This is a genomic window from Arthrobacter sp. Ms25, assembly GCF_059090365.1.
Genome location: NZ_JBNHFP010000004.1, coordinates 221,606 through 234,394 on the forward strand (window position 1 = coordinate 221,606; position 12,789 = coordinate 234,394).

23 protein-coding genes are annotated in these 12,789 nt (G+C 61.9%); all 23 read left to right on the forward strand.

The features are described 5' to 3' along the window. The first annotated feature begins 45 nt into the window (after positions 1-45). The 23 genes from AC5RT8_RS12540 to AC5RT8_RS12650 all read left to right on the forward strand — a co-directional run bounded on the left by AC5RT8_RS12540 (position 46) and on the right by AC5RT8_RS12650 (position 12,755). Positions 46-177 (forward strand): hypothetical protein, encoded by a 132-nt coding sequence (locus AC5RT8_RS12540; RefSeq protein WP_494096047.1) that lies wholly within the window; start codon positions 46-48, stop codon positions 175-177. 598 nt (positions 178-775) lie between these two features. Then, a complete protein-coding gene (rpsJ, locus tag AC5RT8_RS12545; RefSeq protein WP_146361073.1) occupies positions 776-1,084 on the forward strand; it encodes a 30S ribosomal protein S10 in 309 nt (102 codons plus the stop codon). A gap of 16 nt (positions 1,085-1,100) precedes the next feature. Continuing rightward, positions 1,101-1,757, forward strand: coding sequence for a 50S ribosomal protein L3 (rplC, locus tag AC5RT8_RS12550; RefSeq protein WP_494096048.1), 657 nt, complete (start codon positions 1,101-1,103; stop codon positions 1,755-1,757). A gap of 4 nt (positions 1,758-1,761) precedes the next feature. Continuing rightward, positions 1,762-2,376 (forward strand): 50S ribosomal protein L4, encoded by a 615-nt coding sequence (rplD, locus tag AC5RT8_RS12555; RefSeq protein WP_227912803.1) that lies wholly within the window; start codon positions 1,762-1,764, stop codon positions 2,374-2,376. Further along, entirely contained in the window at positions 2,373-2,678 is a 306-nt protein-coding gene (rplW, locus tag AC5RT8_RS12560) for a 50S ribosomal protein L23 (protein WP_066295939.1), read from the forward strand. Before rplD ends, rplW begins: the two co-directional genes overlap by 4 nt. A 30-nt stretch (positions 2,679-2,708) precedes the next feature. Continuing rightward, the gene (gene rplB, locus AC5RT8_RS12565; RefSeq protein WP_493997513.1) at positions 2,709-3,548 is read left to right on the forward strand and encodes a 50S ribosomal protein L2; all 840 of its coding nucleotides are present in this window, start codon (positions 2,709-2,711) and stop codon (positions 3,546-3,548) included. A 12-nt stretch (positions 3,549-3,560) separates the two neighbouring features. Then, positions 3,561-3,842, forward strand: a complete 282-nt coding sequence (rpsS, locus tag AC5RT8_RS12570; protein ID WP_104052734.1) for a 30S ribosomal protein S19 — start codon at positions 3,561-3,563, stop codon at positions 3,840-3,842. A gap of 38 nt (positions 3,843-3,880) precedes the next feature. Further along, positions 3,881-4,246, forward strand: coding sequence for a 50S ribosomal protein L22 (gene rplV / locus AC5RT8_RS12575; RefSeq protein ID WP_066295929.1), 366 nt, complete (start codon positions 3,881-3,883; stop codon positions 4,244-4,246). Continuing rightward, positions 4,247-5,089 carry a 30S ribosomal protein S3 gene (gene rpsC, locus AC5RT8_RS12580; protein ID WP_494096049.1) on the forward strand — a complete coding sequence of 281 codons (843 nt, stop codon included), beginning with the start codon at positions 4,247-4,249 and terminating at the stop codon, positions 5,087-5,089. Then, positions 5,090-5,506, forward strand: coding sequence for a 50S ribosomal protein L16 (gene rplP, locus AC5RT8_RS12585; protein WP_146361096.1), 417 nt, complete (start codon positions 5,090-5,092; stop codon positions 5,504-5,506). Between the two features lie 2 nt (positions 5,507-5,508). Then, positions 5,509-5,838 carry a 50S ribosomal protein L29 gene (gene rpmC, locus AC5RT8_RS12590; protein WP_494096050.1) on the forward strand — a complete coding sequence of 110 codons (330 nt, stop codon included), beginning with the start codon at positions 5,509-5,511 and terminating at the stop codon, positions 5,836-5,838. Continuing rightward, complete coding sequence (gene rpsQ, locus AC5RT8_RS12595) at positions 5,835-6,140, forward strand: 30S ribosomal protein S17 (RefSeq protein ID WP_494096051.1); 306 nt, start codon at positions 5,835-5,837, stop codon at positions 6,138-6,140. The genes rpmC and rpsQ overlap by 4 nt, the downstream gene beginning before the upstream one ends. A gap of 383 nt (positions 6,141-6,523) precedes the next feature. Further along, positions 6,524-6,892 carry a 50S ribosomal protein L14 gene (gene rplN / locus AC5RT8_RS12600; protein ID WP_055239356.1) on the forward strand — a complete coding sequence of 123 codons (369 nt, stop codon included), beginning with the start codon at positions 6,524-6,526 and terminating at the stop codon, positions 6,890-6,892. 3 nt (positions 6,893-6,895) lie between these two features. Continuing rightward, a complete protein-coding gene (gene rplX, locus AC5RT8_RS12605) occupies positions 6,896-7,255 on the forward strand; it encodes a 50S ribosomal protein L24 (RefSeq protein ID WP_494096052.1) in 360 nt (119 codons plus the stop codon). Continuing rightward, the gene (gene rplE / locus AC5RT8_RS12610; protein ID WP_493996335.1) at positions 7,255-7,824 is read left to right on the forward strand and encodes a 50S ribosomal protein L5; all 570 of its coding nucleotides are present in this window, start codon (positions 7,255-7,257) and stop codon (positions 7,822-7,824) included. Before rplX ends, rplE begins: the two co-directional genes overlap by 1 nt. A gap of 90 nt (positions 7,825-7,914) precedes the next feature. Beyond that, entirely contained in the window at positions 7,915-8,313 is a 399-nt protein-coding gene (gene rpsH, locus AC5RT8_RS12615; protein ID WP_146361106.1) for a 30S ribosomal protein S8, read from the forward strand. An 18-nt stretch (positions 8,314-8,331) separates the two neighbouring features. After that, positions 8,332-8,868, forward strand: coding sequence for a 50S ribosomal protein L6 (gene rplF / locus AC5RT8_RS12620; protein ID WP_494096053.1), 537 nt, complete (start codon positions 8,332-8,334; stop codon positions 8,866-8,868). 2 nt (positions 8,869-8,870) lie between these two features. Next, entirely contained in the window at positions 8,871-9,254 is a 384-nt protein-coding gene (gene rplR, locus AC5RT8_RS12625) for a 50S ribosomal protein L18 (RefSeq protein ID WP_494096054.1), read from the forward strand. A gap of 29 nt (positions 9,255-9,283) precedes the next feature. Then, on the forward strand, positions 9,284-9,961 hold the full coding sequence (gene rpsE / locus AC5RT8_RS12630) for a 30S ribosomal protein S5 (protein ID WP_494096055.1): 678 nt from the start codon (positions 9,284-9,286) through the stop codon (positions 9,959-9,961). Next, on the forward strand, positions 9,961-10,173 hold the full coding sequence (rpmD, locus tag AC5RT8_RS12635; protein WP_146361114.1) for a 50S ribosomal protein L30: 213 nt from the start codon (positions 9,961-9,963) through the stop codon (positions 10,171-10,173). The genes rpsE and rpmD overlap by 1 nt, the downstream gene beginning before the upstream one ends. Position 10,174: 1 nt before the next feature. Next, positions 10,175-10,630 (forward strand): 50S ribosomal protein L15, encoded by a 456-nt coding sequence (gene rplO / locus AC5RT8_RS12640; protein WP_494096056.1) that lies wholly within the window; start codon positions 10,175-10,177, stop codon positions 10,628-10,630. 245 nt (positions 10,631-10,875) lie between these two features. Then, positions 10,876-12,186 carry a preprotein translocase subunit SecY gene (gene secY / locus AC5RT8_RS12645; RefSeq protein WP_494096057.1) on the forward strand — a complete coding sequence of 437 codons (1,311 nt, stop codon included), beginning with the start codon at positions 10,876-10,878 and terminating at the stop codon, positions 12,184-12,186. Next, positions 12,183-12,755 (forward strand): adenylate kinase, encoded by a 573-nt coding sequence (locus tag AC5RT8_RS12650; protein WP_494096058.1) that lies wholly within the window; start codon positions 12,183-12,185, stop codon positions 12,753-12,755. Before secY ends, AC5RT8_RS12650 begins: the two co-directional genes overlap by 4 nt. The last annotated feature ends 34 nt before the right edge of the window (positions 12,756-12,789 follow it).

Consider the following 12,789-nt stretch of genomic DNA (forward strand, 5'->3'; position numbering starts at 1 on the left):
CCGGGTCCACTGACGTGCGGACCCCTGCTCGGCTAGGCTCGGAACATGGAATTGCTTATCCTCTTGGTGATCGTGGCCGCAGTGGCAGCGGGTGTCGGATGGTCCCGTAAACGGTTCCGCCCCGAGATCGAACGGGCGAAGCGTATCCGCCGGGCCAACCGGGACGGCAGGCCCTGACTCTTCCGTCACCTGACAGCGCAGGAGACCTGCCGCCTGGCACTGCAGGAGCGCCGCCACCCCACAGCGCAAAAGAGCACCCACCTGGCAGTGCGGTAGGGACGCCACCTGGCAGTGCGTTAGAATGGGTGAAACTGACACGCCGTCCACTCAAGGGACTACTCGGGGGAGCGGCGTGCACGGACTCGGACCCCGCCCCGGAACCCGGAGCGGACCATCGGTGAAGGATGCCTGATTGGCCATCCGTGCCCGAGTCTGGCAGACTAGAGAAGTTGTTCAAGCGCTTTTGTGCCCACACACGCCGTATTCCTGCGAACAGCAGGGATGGGGAAGTGGTGAGATTGCGTCCCGGTCAGGATAATGCCTGATGCAGGGTCGGATCCTTCAGGGGAAGAGCCCATATATAACCCGCCCCTATTCTTGTTCGGCGTCATTGGTGTCAACACCGCGACACGCCCGAGCGCGGGGGTCGGAGCCTCGGCAGGGTGAGGAACCCGGATTCATCCGGATTCAGTCTGTTGGAGGGGCGCCAGGCCGTAAGGCAGTTCGGCGCAAAAACTGTACAGAGAGCATTACTCGAAGAAAGAGGCACGACGCCATGGCGGGACAAAAAATCCGCATCCGGCTGAAGTCGTACGACCACGAGGTCATCGACGTATCAGCACGGAAGATCGTTGAGACGGTCACGCGTGCAGGCGCAACGGTAGTAGGCCCCGTGCCGCTGCCCACGGAAAAGAACGTTTACGTTGTTATCCGTTCGCCGCACAAGTACAAGGACAGCCGCGAGCACTTTGAAATGCGCACGCACAAGCGCCTGATCGACATCATTGACCCCACGCCTAAGGCCGTTGACTCGCTGATGCGTCTTGACCTGCCTGCAGACGTGAACATCGAAATCAAGCTGTAGGGGGGGAGCGGATAATATGTCTACTTCACTTACACGCCAGGTAAAGGGACTGCTGGGCACCAAGCTCGGCATGACCCAGGTTTGGGACGAGAACAACAAGCTCATCCCCGTAACCGTCGTCCAGGCTGACTCCAACGTCATCACGCAGCTGCGCAACGCGGAAAAGGACGGCTACACCGCCGTTCAGATCGGCTACGGCCAGATCGACCCGCGCAAGGTGACCAAGCCGCTGGCCGGCCACTTTGAAAAGGCCGGCGTCACGCCGCGCCGCCACGTAGTTGAACTGCGCACCGCAGACGCCGACACCTACGAGCTGGGCCAGGAACTCTCCGTTGAGATGTTCGCTGCCGGCCAGAAGGTCGACGTCGTCGGAACCTCCAAGGGCAAGGGCTTTGCCGGTGTCATGAAGCGTCACGGCTTCCACGGCGTCGGTGCCTCCCACGGTGCACACAAGAACCACCGTAAGCCGGGTTCCATCGGTGGCGCATCCACCCCGGGCCGCGTCTTCAAGGGCGTTCGGATGGCTGGCCGCATGGGCGCCGTCCGTCACACCACGATGAACCTCACGGTTCACGGTGTGGACGCCGAGAAGTCGCTCCTGCTGATCAAGGGTGCCGTTCCCGGCGCCCGCGGCCAGGTCGTCCTCGTACGCACCGCCGTGAAGGGAGCTTAGTCTCATGGCTAACGAAACCACTGTTGAATTCCCCGCAGAGATCTTCGACGTTCAGACGAACGTACCGCTGCTCCACCAGGTGGTAGTTGCTCAGCTTGCAGCCGCCCGCCAGGGTACGCACAAGACGAAGACCCGCGCCGAGGTGAGCGGTGCAGGCCGCAAGCCCTTCAAGCAGAAGGGCACCGGCCGGGCCCGCCAGGGTTCCATCCGTGCGCCTCACATGACGGGTGGCGGCGTGGTCCACGGACCGACGCCCCGCGATTACAGCCAGCGCACCCCCAAGAAGATGAAGGCTGCTGCACTGCGCGGCGCCCTGTCCGACCGGGCACGCAACGGCCGTATCCACGTCCTCGAATCCCTGGTTGAAGGCACCAAGCCTTCCACCAAGGACGCACTGAGCGCCCTGCGTTCGGTTTCCGACCGCAAGAACCTGCTCGTTGTTATCGAGCGCGCCAACGATGTTGCTGCACTGTCCGTGCGCAACGTCCCGGAAGTTCACGTGATCTACGTAGATCAGCTGAACACCTACGACGTGCTGGTTTCCGACGACGTGGTCTTCACCAAGGCTGCCTACGACGAGTTCGTCGGCAAGAACACTGTCAAGGAGGACGCCAAGTGAGCGCGACCACCGCTAAGGACCCGCGCGACGTAGTGCTTGCACCCGTCGTTTCGGAAAAGAGCTACGGCCTGATCGACGAAGGTAAGTACACCTTCCTGGTCGACCCCCGCTCGAACAAGACCGAGATCAAGCTGGCCGTGGAGAAGATTTTCTCCGTCAAGGTCGACTCGATCAACACCATCAACCGTGCCGGTAAGCGTAAGCGCACCAAGTTCGGATGGGGACAGCGCAAGAGCACCAAGCGCGCCATTGTCACCCTCAAGGACGGCACAATCGACATCTTCGGCGGTCCGCTCAGCTAGGGCGGAGACCACTTTAACGAGGAATAAATAATGGGAATCCGTAAATACAAGCCGACTACCCCGGGCCGTCGCGGCTCGAGCGTAGCCGACTTCACCGAAATCACGCGGTCGACGCCGGAAAAGTCGTTGGTACGTCCGCTGCCCAAGAAGGGCGGCCGTAACAACACCGGTAAGATCACGACCAGGCACAAGGGTGGTGGACACAAGCGCCAGTACCGTCTGATCGACTTCCGTCGCCACGACAAGGACGGCGTCAACGCTCGCGTTGCCGAGATCGAATACGATCCGAACCGTACCGCCCGCATTGCGCTGCTGCACTACGTTGATGGCACCAAGCGTTACATCATTGCTCCGAACAAGCTCAAGCAGGGCGACTTCGTAGAGGCCGGCGCCGGCGCTGATATCAAGCCCGGCAACAACCTGCCGCTGCGCAACATCCCCGTGGGTACCGTCATCCACGCAGTTGAACTGCGTCCGGGCGGCGGCGCCAAGATGGCCCGCTCCGCCGGTGCCTCTGTTCAGCTCGTTGCCAAGGAAGGCCGCTTCGCCCAGCTGCGTCTGCCCTCCGGTGAAATCCGCAACGTCGACGTCCGCTGCCGCGCCACCATCGGCGAGGTCGGCAACGCCGAGCAGTCCAACATCAACTGGGGCAAGGCCGGCCGTATGCGCTGGAAGGGCGTTCGCCCGACCGTCCGCGGTGTCGCCATGAACCCGGTCGACCACCCGCATGGTGGTGGCGAAGGCAAGACCTCCGGTGGACGCCACCCGGTCAACCCGAACGGTAAGCCTGAAGGCCGTACCCGCCGCCCCAATAAAGAGAGCGACAACCTCATTGTGCGTCGCCGTCGTTCCGGCAAGAACAAGCGATAGGAGCCTGGAAACATGCCACGCAGCCTGAAGAAAGGCCCCTTCGTCGACCAGCACCTGTTCCTGAAGGTAGCTGCCGAAAACGAAAAGGGCACCAAGAACGTCATCAAGACGTGGTCCCGCCGTTCGATGATCATCCCCGACATGCTCGGGCACACGATCGCCGTACACGACGGACGTAAGCACATTCCGGTGTTTGTCACCGAGTCGATGGTCGGGCACAAGCTCGGCGAATTCGCTCTGACGCGGACATTCCGCGGCCATGTGAAGGACGACCGCAAGGGCAAGCGCCGCTAGGCGCTGCTCTTTCGGCAGAAGACGAGAGAAGGAAAGCAATGGAAGCCAAGGCAATTGCGCGTCATATCCGCGTAACGCCTATGAAGGCCCGGCGCGTCGTCAACCTTGTTCGTGGCAAGCAAGCGAATGAGGCTCTGGCAATTCTGAAGTTTGCCCCCCAGGCAGCTTCGGAGCCGGTATTCAAGGTAGTTCAGTCGGCTATGGCCAATGCACGTGTCCTCGCGGACCGTGACGGCGTGGCCTTCGACGAAGGTGACCTCTACATCAGCGAAGCATTCGTTGACGAAGGACCCACCATGAAGCGGTTCCAGCCGCGTGCCCAGGGCCGCGCCTACCGCATCAACAAGCGCACCAGCCACGTCACCGTGGTTGTCGCAACCCCGAAGAACGAGGAGGACCGTTAAGTGGGACAGAAGGTAAACCCGCACGGGTTCCGACTCGGCATCACCACTGACCACGTTTCGCACTGGTTTGCCGACAGCAACAAGCCGGGCCAGCGTTACAAGGACTTCGTCCGCGAGGACATCAAGATCCGTCAGCTGATGTCCACCGGCATGGACCGCGCCGGCATCGCCAAGGTTGAGATCGAGCGCACCCGTGACCGTGTCCGTGTGGATATCCACACTGCACGTCCGGGCATCGTGATCGGCCGCCGCGGCGCCGAAGCCGACCGCATCCGCGGCGAGCTCGAAAAGCTCACCGGCAAGCAGGTCCAGCTGAACATCCTCGAGGTCAAGAACCCCGAGATGGAAGCACAGCTGGTTGCCCAGGGTGTCGCTGAGCAGCTCTCTTCCCGCGTGGCTTTCCGCCGTGCGATGAAGAAGGCCATCCAGTCCGCACAGCGTGCAGGCGCCAAGGGTATCCGTATCCAGTGCTCCGGCCGCCTGGGCGGCGCTGAAATGAGCCGTTCGGAGTTCTACCGCGAAGGCCGTGTGCCCCTGCACACCCTGCGTGCGAACATCGACTACGGCTTCTTCGAAGCCAAGACCACCTTCGGCCGCATCGGCGTGAAGGTCTGGATCTACAAGGGCGATGTCACCTCCAAGGAACTGGCTGCACAGCAGGCTGCTGCACCGTCCCGCGGACGTTCCAACGACCGCCCGGGCCGTGGCCCGGCCGACCGCGGCGACCGCGGCGGCGACCGCCGTCGTCGTCCCGAGCGCGGCGACAAAGCCGCCGCGCCTGCTGCTGCAGAGGCTCCGGCCGCTGAGGCAGCTGCCCCCGCAGCAGAAGGAGGACAGGCTTAAATGCTTATCCCACGTCGAGTCAAGTTCCGTAAGCAGCACCACCCGGGTCGCTCCGGCGCTGCAACCGGCGGCACTGCCGTCAGCTTCGGCGAGTGGGGTATCCAGGCTTTGACGCCTGCGTACGTCACCAACCGCCAGATTGAAGCTGCGCGTATTGCCATGACGCGCCACATCAAGCGTGGCGGCAAGGTCTGGATCAACATCTACCCGGACCGTCCGCTGACGAAGAAGCCTGCCGAAACCCGTATGGGTTCCGGTAAGGGTTCTCCGGAGTGGTGGGTTGCAAACGTCAAGCCGGGACGGGTTCTCTTCGAACTCTCCGGTGTTTCCGAAGAGGTAGCTCGTGAGGCCCTGCGCCTGGCGATCCATAAGCTGCCGTTGAAGGCACGCATTGTGCGTCGCGAGGGTGGTGAATAGAAATGGCAGTTGGATCAAAAGAGCTGACAACTGAGCAGCTGGACGGCTTCGATAAGGACCGTCTCGTAGAGGAACTGGCCAAGGCCAAGGAGGAGCTGTTCAACCTCCGCTTCCAGTCGGCCACCGGCCAGCTGGAAAACCACGGTCGTCTGCGTGCAGTCAAGCGCGACATCGCCCGCATCTACACGGTGCTGCGTGAGCGCGAGCTGGGCATTCGTCCCGAGGTTGCCGCTCCCGTCGAGGAAGCAGCACCCGAGGCACCGAAGAAGTCAAAGAAGAAGGCTGACAAGTCTGAAGCTGAAGCCAAGGTCGCTGAGGATGATGCCAAGTGAGCGAAAACAAGAATGAGGCAGCAGTGACAACTGACGCAAACGGCGCTGATGCCCGCGGGTACCGGAAGACCGCACGCGGCTACGTGGTCTCGGACAAGATGGACAAGACCATCGTTGTCCAGGTTGAGGACCGCGTAAAGCACGCCCTTTACGGCAAGGTTATCCGCCGGACCGAGAAGCGCAAGGCCCATGACGAGCAGAACTCTGCCGGCATCGGTGACCTCGTGCTGATCGCCGAGACCCGGCCGCTGTCCGCTACCAAGCGGTGGCGCCTGGTCGAGATCCTCGAAAAGGCCAAGTAACCTAGTAGTAAGAAGTACCGGCCGGCCCGCCGGTGTGTTCCCCGCGGCAAGCGGAGAACACACCGGCACCGTCCACAGCGTGAGGGCCCCGGCCGCGTTATCATGTTCGATTTCGCATCCGGGGCCTTTCCGCGATAAACTTGAAATCTTGTCTGTGTGGTGCGGAAGTGTGTCCGGAGTACGGCCTGTTTCAGGTCCGGATTCCGACCAGTTCTCCTCACCGCCGAATGAGACAAAAGCCCGATAATCTTGTTCGACTCCGCGGAGCGGCTGCACTGGCGTGCAGCATGCCGGCCGGCGTTGAGTACCAGTATTACGGGGTCCACCCATATCCGTTCCGCAAGGCTCAAATCTGAGAACCGGCGCGACGACAGGAGTAATAAGTGATTCAGCAGGAGTCGCGACTGAAGGTCGCCGACAACACGGGTGCCAAGGAAATCTTGACCATCCGCGTTCTCGGTGGATCCGGCCGTCGCTACGCAGGCATTGGCGACACCATTGTTGCCACCGTCAAGGATGCAATTCCCGGCGGCAACGTCAAGAAGGGCGACGTGGTCAAGGCCGTCATCGTCCGTACCAAGAAGGAACGCCGCCGCCAGGACGGTTCCTACATCAAGTTCGATGAGAACGCTGCAGTGATCTTGAAGAACGACGGCGACCCCCGCGGTACCCGTATCTTCGGGCCGGTCGGCCGCGAACTTCGCGACAAGAAGTTCATGAAGATCATTTCGCTGGCTCCGGAGGTGCTGTAGTCCATGGCAAAGATCAAGAAGGGTGACCTCGTTCAGGTCATCACCGGTGCAAAGGCTGAGCGCGGCGGAGACCGCGGCAAGCAGGGCAAGGTTCTGAAGGTTTTCCCCGAGAGCAACCGCGTTCTCGTTGAAGGCATCAACCGCGTCACCAAGCACACCAAGGTTGGCCAGACCTCCCGCGGTTCCAACACCGGCGGCATCGAAGTTGTCGAAGCCCCGATCCACGTTTCCAACGTCGCCGTCGTCGACCCGGAAACCAAGAAGCCGACCCGCGTTGGCTTCCGCACCGAAACCGTCGAGAAAGATGGCCGTGAGCGCACTGTGCGTATCCGCGTGGCCAAGGGCTCTGGGAAGGACCTCTAATGACTGAGACTGTCACCAAGATCGTTCCCCGTCTGAAGACCCGCTACGCAGCGGAGATCAAGCAGACCCTGCAGGACGAATTCAACTACGCAAACGTCAACCAGGTTCCCCGCCTTGTCAAGGTGGTTGTGAACATGGGTGTTGGAGATGCCGCCAAGGACTCCAAGCTCATTGACGGTGCGGTCCGGGACCTCACCCAGATCACGGGCCAGAAGCCCCAGGTCACCAAGGCACGCAAGTCCATCGCACAGTTCAAGCTGCGCGAAGGCATGCCGATCGGTGCGCACGTTACGCTGCGCGGCGACCGCATGTGGGAATTCGTGGACCGTCTGGTCACCCTGGCTCTGCCCCGTATCCGTGACTTCCGCGGCCTGAACGGCAAGCAGTTCGACGGCAACGGCAACTACACGTTCGGTCTGACCGAACAGTCGATGTTCCACGAAATCGATCAGGACAAGATCGACCGCGTACGCGGCATGGACATCACCGTGGTTACCACCGCAAAGACCGATGACGAGGGACGCGCGCTGCTGAAGGCGCTCGGCTTCCCGTTCAAATCCGAAGATTAATTACTACGTAACAGGTCCGACGGAAAACCGTGAGGCACGGCCGCACGGGGCTCCTGCAGGAAACCGTTACGAGGGAGGGCAAGAGCCCAAATGACAATGACAGATCCTGTCGCAGATATGCTCACGCGTCTGCGCAACGCAAACTCGGCATACCACGATTCCGTGTCCATGCCCTACAGCAAGCTCAAGGCGCGCGTTGCTGACATCCTGAAGGCCGAAGGCTACATTGCCGGCTGGAAGGAAGAAGAGGCCGAGGTCGGCAAGAAGCTGACCCTGGATCTCAAGTTCGGTCCGAACCGCGAGCGTTCCATCGCCGGTGTTCGCCGCATCTCCAAGCCCGGTCTGCGCGTTTACGCGAAGTCCACCAACCTGCCGCACGTGCTGGGTGGTCTGGGTATCGCAATCCTGTCGACGTCGTCAGGTCTCCTGACCGATCGCCAGGCCGCCAAGAAGGGTGTAGGTGGGGAAGTCCTCGCCTACGTCTGGTAGCAGGGAAGGGAAAGAAAAATGTCACGTATTGGACGTCTGCCCATCCCGGTTCCTGCCGGAGTAGATATCGCCATCAACGGCAACGTTGTATCCGTCAAGGGTGCCAAGGGCGAGCTGAGCCACACCGTGCCCAGCCCGATCACGGCCACGCTTGAAGACGGCATCATCACCGTTACCCGCCCGAACGACGAGCGTGAATCCCGCTCCCTCCACGGCCTGACCCGCACGCTGATCAGCAACATGATCACCGGCGTGACCGAGGGCTACAAGAAGGATCTGGAAATCGTTGGTACCGGTTACCGCGTAGTTGCAAAGGGTTCGGACCTCGAGTTCGCCCTGGGCTACAGCCACCCGGTCCCCGTCGCGGCCCCCGAAGGCATCACGCTTACCGTGGTCGGCCCGACGAAGGTCACCGTGTCCGGTATCGACAAGCAGCAGGTGGGCGAGGTTTCCGCCAACATCCGCAAGCTGCGTAAGCCCGACCCCTACAAGGGCAAGGGTATTCGTTACGCCGGCGAGATTGTCCGCCGCAAGGTCGGAAAGGCTGGTAAGTAACCATGGCCATCAGCATTAATAAGAAGCGAAACAGCAAGAGCAAGTCTGCCCTGCGCAGCCGTCGCCAGCTGCGTATCCGCAAGCGGATTTCCGGAACCGCGGCTCGCCCGCGCCTCGTGGTCAACCGCTCTGCCCGCCACATCTTCGTCCAGGTTGTCGATGACACCCGCGGCGTAACCGTGGCTTCCGCCTCCACCATGGAAGCGGATCTGCGTGCACTGGACGGCGACAAGACCGCCAAGGCCAAGCGCGTCGGCGAACTCGTTGCTGAGCGGTCCAAGGCCGCCGGCATCGAAGCCGTTGTCTTTGACCGCGGTGGTAACCGCTACCACGGCCGTATTGCTGCAGTTGCAGACGGCGCACGTGAAGGTGGGCTGGCACTGTGACCGAGGTAAACAAGGAAAAGGAAAATCAGGTGACTGAAGCTACAGCTGCTGAGGCAACTGAGACCAAGGAAGCCGCAGCCACCGGTACCGACGACCGCCGCGGCGGACGTCGCGGCGAGCAGCGCTCCGACCGTGGAGGCCGCGGCGAACGCGGTGGCCGCGGTGGCCGCGACGGCGGACGCAACGATGAGAAGGACAAGTTCATTGAACGCGTCGTGACCATCAACCGCGTTGCCAAGGTGGTCAAGGGTGGCCGTCGCTTCAGCTTCACCGCCCTCGTTGTTGTCGGTGACGGCAACGGCATGGTCGGCGTTGGCTACGGCAAGGCAAAGGAAGTTCCCTCCGCTATCGCAAAGGCCGTTGAAGAAGCCAAGAAGTCCTTCTTCCGCGTCCCGCGCATCGGTGGAACCGTCCCGCACCTCGTCCAGGGCGAAGCTGCCGCAGGCGTTGTCCTGCTGCGTCCGGCTTCCCCCGGTACCGGTGTTATCGCCGGTGGTCCGGTCCGTGCCATCCTCGAGTGCGCCGGTATCCACGACGTGCTGTCCAAGTCGCTCGGGTCCTCCAACGCGATCAACATCGTGCACGCCACGATTGACGCGCTGAAGCGCCTCGAAGAGCCCCAGGCAGTGGCAGCACGCCGCGGCCTTCCGCTCGACCAGGTTGTTCCCGCCGCGATGCTCCGCAACATGCAGAAGGCAGGTGCCTGATGTCGACTCCGAAGAACGTTGCCGTTAGCACGGCTCGGCTGGAAATCACTCAGATCAAGTCCACCATCGGTGGTAAGCAGAATCAGCGCGACACGCTGCGTTCACTGGGCCTGAAGCACATCGGCGACTCCGTCGTCCGTACTGCTGACGCAGTGACCGTTGGCATGATCAACACGGTTCCGCACCTCGTGAAGGTTGAGGAGGCGAAGTAACATGCCCGAAGAAAACACAACTCTCAAGGTCCATCACCTGCGTCCGGCACCCGGTGCCAAGACGGCCAAGACCCGCGTAGGCCGCGGTGAAGGTTCCAAGGGTAAGACGGCAGGCCGCGGTACCAAGGGTACGGCTGCCCGCTACCAGGTCAAGGCCGGTTTCGCAGGCGGGCAGCTTCCGCTGCACATGCGCCTGCCGAAGCTGCGCGGCTTCAAGAACCCGTTCCGGGTCGAGTTCCAGGTTGTCAACCTGGACAAGATCTCGGAGCTGTTCCCCGAAGGCGGCACCGTGAGCATCGAAGCACTGGTTGCCAAGGGCGCGGTTCGCAAGAACCAGCCCGTCAAGGTGCTCGGCTCCGGCGACATCACCGTCAAGGTTGATGTCACTGCGAACGCCTTCTCCGCCAGCGCTGCAGAAAAGATCGCCGCAGCCGGCGGATCCACCACCACGGTCTAAGACCTCGTGGCGGGTCTGCCTCCCTCCTTCGTCCGGACGCATTGGGCGTCCGGCGGGAGAGGGGCGGAAGATCCAATGCTTCACCACTGAACTCCTGGCGGACCCCACCCGGTCTGCCGGGAGTTCAGTTTCGTTTAAGGCAACTACCGCGCCCCGTACGGCGTTAACGCAGTACGGGCCGCGAGCGGCTAGACTCTGTTTCTGTCACAAGTCCGGATCGGACTTTCCAAACTTCAGGAGGACGCTTGCTTAGCGCTATTGGCCGGGCTTTCCGGACACCAGATCTGCGACGCAAGCTGTTGTTTACGCTGGGAATCATCACTATCTTCCGCATGGGTGCTTTTATCCCGGCCCCGGGTGTTGACTACGGCAATGTGCAGCAGTGCTTGAATCTGGGTGCCACCTCGGGTGGTATTTACCAGTTCGTCAATCTTTTCAGCGGCGGTGCGCTGCTGCAGGTCTCCATCTTTGCCCTCGGCATCATGCCCTACATCACCGCCAGCATCATTGTTCAGCTGCTGCGCGTCGTGATCCCGCGCTTCCAGGCGCTCTACGACGAAGGCCAGCAGGGCCAGTCGAAGCTGACCCAGTACACGCGCTACCTCACCATTGCGCTGGGCCTGCTCAACGCAACAACGGTCGTGTCCCTGGCCCGCTCCGGTGCGCTCTTCAACAACCAATGCGCCCTGCCCATCATTCCGGATGACAACCTGGTGACGATCCTGCTGCTGATCGTCACACTGACCGCCGGTACCGGCGTCATCATGTGGATGGGCGAACTCGTGACGGAAAAGGGCGTGGGCAACGGAATGTCGCTGCTCATCTTCACCTCCATCGCGGCGTCCTTCCCCAGCTCCCTCGGCGCCATCCTCAACGCGCAGGGCTGGACCATCTTCCTGGCCGTGATCGCCGTGGGCGTCCTGACGGTTGCCCTGGTCATCTTCGTGGAACAGTCCCAGCGGCGCATTCCGGTGCAGTACGCCAAGCGGATGGTCGGCCGGCGGACCGTGGGCGGCACCAACACCTACATCCCGATCAAGGTGAACATGGCCGGCGTGATCCCCGTGATCTTCGCGTCCTCCATGCTCTACCTGCCCAGCCTCCTCGCGCAGTTCAATACGCCGAGCCAGGGCACCCCGCCGGGATGGGTGGTGTGGATCAACAACTACCTCGTCAGCGGCGACCACCCGCTCTACATGCTGGTGTACTTCCTGCTGATTGTCTTCTTCACGTACTTCTACGTCTCCATCACGTTCAACCCGGACGAGGTCTCGGAGAACATGAAGAAATACGGCGGCTTCATCCCCGGCATCCGGGCCGGCCGCCCCACCGCCGAATACCTGCAGTATGTGCTCTCCCGGATCACGCTGCCCGGCGCCCTTTACCTGGGCTTTGTCGCCCTGATCCCGCTGATTGCTCTGGTGTTGGTTGGAGCTAACCAGAACTTCCCGTTCGGCGGAACGTCAATCCTCATCATGGTTGGTGTGGGACTGGAAACGGTCAAACAGATTGACGCGCAGCTCCAGCAACGTCACTACGAAGGGTTATTGCGATGACAAGAATGCTCATTATCGGGCCTCCCGGCGCCGGTAAAGGAACTCAGGCGGCCCGGATCTCGGACCGCCTCGGTGTCACGGCAATATCGACCGGAGACATTTTCCGTTTCAACGTCAAGGAGCAGACTCCCCTGGGAGTGGAGGCCAAGAAGTACATCGACGCCGGCAACTTCGTTCCGGATTCCGTCACCAATGACATGGTCCGGAGCCGGCTGGCCGAGGGCGACGTCGAATCGGGCTTCCTGCTCGACGGCTATCCGCGCACCGTGGCGCAGGTCGAGGAGCTGGACGATATCCTCGCCGGCAACGGCCAGAAGCTCGACGCCGTGCTCCTGCTGACGGCCGACGACGACGAACTCGTTGCCCGCCTGCTTCGGCGTGCGGAACTCGAAGGCCGCAGCGATGACACCGAAGACGTCATCCGGCACCGCCTGGACCTCTACAAGCAGCAGACGGGCGACGTCGTCGCCCGTTACGAGGACCGCGGCATCGTGACCCGGGTGGACGGCCTCGGAGCCATCGACGACGTCACCGAGCGCGTCATGGAAGCACTGCAGGACCTGCGCTAAAGCCGGTCCGCGCACAAAGTTATCCCGCTAGGAA

Bases quoted from the DNA above. Each gene is read 5' to 3' on its own strand.
- rplF (WP_494096053.1), top strand. From the start codon at position 8,332: ATGTCACGTATTGGACGTCTGCCCATCCCGGTTCCTGCCGGAGTAGAT.
- rpsJ (WP_146361073.1), top strand. From the start codon at position 776: ATGGCGGGACAAAAAATCCGCATCCGGCTGAAGTCGTACGACCACGAG.
- AC5RT8_RS12540 (WP_494096047.1), top strand. From the start codon at position 46: ATGGAATTGCTTATCCTCTTGGTGATCGTGGCCGCAGTGGCAGCGGGT.
- rpsS (WP_104052734.1), top strand. From the start codon at position 3,561: ATGCCACGCAGCCTGAAGAAAGGCCCCTTCGTCGACCAGCACCTGTTC.
- rplD (WP_227912803.1), top strand. From the start codon at position 1,762: ATGGCTAACGAAACCACTGTTGAATTCCCCGCAGAGATCTTCGACGTT.
- rplV (WP_066295929.1), top strand. From the start codon at position 3,881: ATGGAAGCCAAGGCAATTGCGCGTCATATCCGCGTAACGCCTATGAAG.
- rplP (WP_146361096.1), top strand. From the start codon at position 5,090: ATGCTTATCCCACGTCGAGTCAAGTTCCGTAAGCAGCACCACCCGGGT.
- rpsH (WP_146361106.1), top strand. From the start codon at position 7,915: ATGACAATGACAGATCCTGTCGCAGATATGCTCACGCGTCTGCGCAAC.
- rpmD (WP_146361114.1), top strand. From the start codon at position 9,961: ATGTCGACTCCGAAGAACGTTGCCGTTAGCACGGCTCGGCTGGAAATC.
- AC5RT8_RS12650 (WP_494096058.1), top strand. From the start codon at position 12,183: ATGACAAGAATGCTCATTATCGGGCCTCCCGGCGCCGGTAAAGGAACT.
- rplX (WP_494096052.1), top strand. From the start codon at position 6,896: ATGGCAAAGATCAAGAAGGGTGACCTCGTTCAGGTCATCACCGGTGCA.
- rplC (WP_494096048.1), top strand. From the start codon at position 1,101: ATGTCTACTTCACTTACACGCCAGGTAAAGGGACTGCTGGGCACCAAG.
- rpmC (WP_494096050.1), top strand. From the start codon at position 5,509: ATGGCAGTTGGATCAAAAGAGCTGACAACTGAGCAGCTGGACGGCTTC.
- rplB (WP_493997513.1), top strand. From the start codon at position 2,709: ATGGGAATCCGTAAATACAAGCCGACTACCCCGGGCCGTCGCGGCTCG.
- rplO (WP_494096056.1), top strand. From the start codon at position 10,175: ATGCCCGAAGAAAACACAACTCTCAAGGTCCATCACCTGCGTCCGGCA.
- rplR (WP_494096054.1), top strand. From the start codon at position 8,871: ATGGCCATCAGCATTAATAAGAAGCGAAACAGCAAGAGCAAGTCTGCC.
- rplE (WP_493996335.1), top strand. From the start codon at position 7,255: ATGACTGAGACTGTCACCAAGATCGTTCCCCGTCTGAAGACCCGCTAC.